Source organism: Variovorax sp. P4_D9 (assembly GCF_056401695.1).
Genome location: NZ_JBFUIU010001080.1, coordinates 1 through 2,503 on the forward strand (window position 1 = coordinate 1; position 2,503 = coordinate 2,503).

Consider the following 2,503-nt stretch of genomic DNA (forward strand, 5'->3'; position numbering starts at 1 on the left):
CGTTCCTGGAGCCGTTGCTGGCCAACCTGGTCGCGGGCATTGGTGCCGTCGCCGAGGCGCAGCGCCGAGGCAAGATCGAGATCGGTGCCGACGCCATGCTGCACTTGCCCGCGATCACCGCCCTGGCCGACCAGACCGAGCCGGTGCGCACCCGCGAGACTATCTACAAGCTGATCGGCAACGTTCAGTTCCCGGACCTGTTTCTGGAGCCACGGCGAGCACGTCGACCCCCTGGTCCAGTTTGCCAAACCGAACTCCCGGACTCACAATGCGTGCCCGGGCAGGAGGAGGCTTCCATGTCGATCAACACGACTCTGACGAGGCGCCTCGGCATCCGCAATCCTGTTCTCCTGGCGCCGATGGATGTCGTCGCCGACGCCACGCTGACCTCCGCCGTGAGCGCGGCAGGCGGCCTCGGACTCCTGGGCGGCGGATATGGCGATGCCGAATGGCTGAATCGTGAGCTCGCCCGGTTGAAGGAAACTCGCGTACGTTTTGGCGTTGGCTTCATCACCTGGAGCCTGGCGAGGCAGCCGCATCTGCTCCATCTAGCCCTGGAAAGCGAACCTGCCGCCATCATGCTGTCCTTTGGCGATGTCGCGCCTTTTGCCGAGCCCATCAAACGATCGGGTGTGGCCATGATCTGCCAAGTGCAAACGCTCGAGATGGCGAAGCATGCAGTTGCCATGGGCGCAGACGTGGTGGTCGCGCAAGGTGCCGAAGCGGGCGGGCACGGTGTTTCTCGATCGACACTGACATTGGTGCCCGAGGTCGTCGATGCCATTGGGCCGGACGTGCCGGTGGTCGYGGCAGGCGGTATTGCCGACGGTCGCGGGCTCGCCGCAGCCCTCATGCTCGGCGCCTCGGGCGTTCTGATGGGAACACGTTTCTACGCCACGAAGGAAGCAGCCGTCCCAGGCGAGGCGAAGGCGCGGGTACAGCGTGCGAGTGGCGATGACACGGCGCGCGGCATCGTATTCGACATCGCGCGCAAGAGAGTATGGCCGTCGCCGTTCACGGGCCGCTGCCTTCGCAATGGCTTCCTCGAGCGCTGGACTGGTCGCGAGCTCCAGCTATTGCCCCAGGCCGATGAAGAGCATGCGAAGTACATCGCGGCCCGCGAGGCCGGCAACTTCGACGTGGCCGCCGTGATCGCCGGCGAGGCGGCCGGCCTCGTGCGCGACATCCCCTCGGCCCGCGAAGTGGTCGAGCGCATCAGCGGAGACGCCGAGGCGCTGATCAGGCGTGCGGCGCAGAGTTTTACCTTGACCGTGACCTGAATCGTTGAATGTCGGTATTCGCGCCGGCACATGTCCACTACGACGGCGCAATACGCTGCCCGAGTGAGGGGCGCGCGCTCAACGACGCTCCTCCCGAAGCCGGATTTCAAACGAGAAGGAAAGCATGGCGGGAGTTTCGAGAGTTGGTTCGCCAGGTTGCAGGCTTGGACACGGGGGGTCGACATGAATCGATTTGTGGACGCGCGATGCGGCTGCGCTCGACACCTCGCGCCGCGCGCATGAAGAGCGAATTCGCATGGGCAGCGAGTACGTGATGCCAGAAGCCTTGGCCCGGGCGATGCTCGAGCGATACACAATCGCCGTTCTCCAGGCCCCTGAGGCGATGGCTGATCGCGGCGTTCCGCTTGCTGATTTTCCTGAGATGCTGAACTCCCTTCTTGAGGTCTGGACGCTGCTTTGCTCAGGAAGGCTGCTCGGTCGACCCGCGCCTCGGGGCTTCCGGGGGGGGGGGGGGGCGGAACCTGAGCCAGTTGCCCCATCGTCGATCGTCGGCGTTACGAGGTCGTTCAACAAAAAGGCAATGGTTTTGGTGCAAACAGGGCGTGCGGGAGGCTACTGCGTTTGTGAAGTGCGGGCGTGTCGATGGCGAAGAAGCTTCAGAGCATGGACGAACTGTTCAAGGGCTGGCACCTTCGAGCGAGAGATCATCATTCTGTGCGTTCGCTGGTACCTGCGCTTCAAGGGGTCGACCCGTTTTCGGTGCACAGAGTGACGAGAGCGATTCAAACGGTGGGGTCAGCGTCCACTGGCTTCCGACTTGCATCTCTGGTTCCCTCGACGGCAGGCCGTTTGCGTCGTTCCTGAGCCTGGATGTATTCATGTCCTGGGTGCCGACGCTTCGCCGACACCCTCGCGGATGCCTGCGCACGGCTCGGGGCCAATGTGGATCGCTATTCCTTCATCGTGGCGGACTTGCACCACCTACTCCTTGCCGGTCTCCCGGCGCACCGACAAATATTCTGCCGCGAGGGGAATGCTGAACGCCCTCCTCGCGCGGCAGCGCCAGCGTACCCGGCGGCGGTTTACATAATTGTGATTGCTGATTTGTTCGACACGACATTCGAATTCGGCGAGTGCGTCTTCACGCAGTCCCTCTGCCGGATTCAACGGCTGGTCCCCGGACTACACGTCGGCGGCAAGACCGCGCTGACCGTGAAGGGCTACTTCCGCGCCGAAAGCGCGCTCGGCGGAGAGGCCAGCCG

1 protein-coding gene is annotated in these 2,503 nt (G+C 63.9%); it reads left to right on the top strand.

Annotation, left to right across the window (positions count from 1 at the left end):
- Window positions 1-1,280: NAD(P)H-dependent flavin oxidoreductase (locus tag AC1DY5_RS51155; protein ID WP_478121934.1), on the top strand; the 1,280-nt coding region annotated here is incomplete at its 5' end.
- Window positions 1,281-2,503: the final 1,223 nt, after the last annotated feature.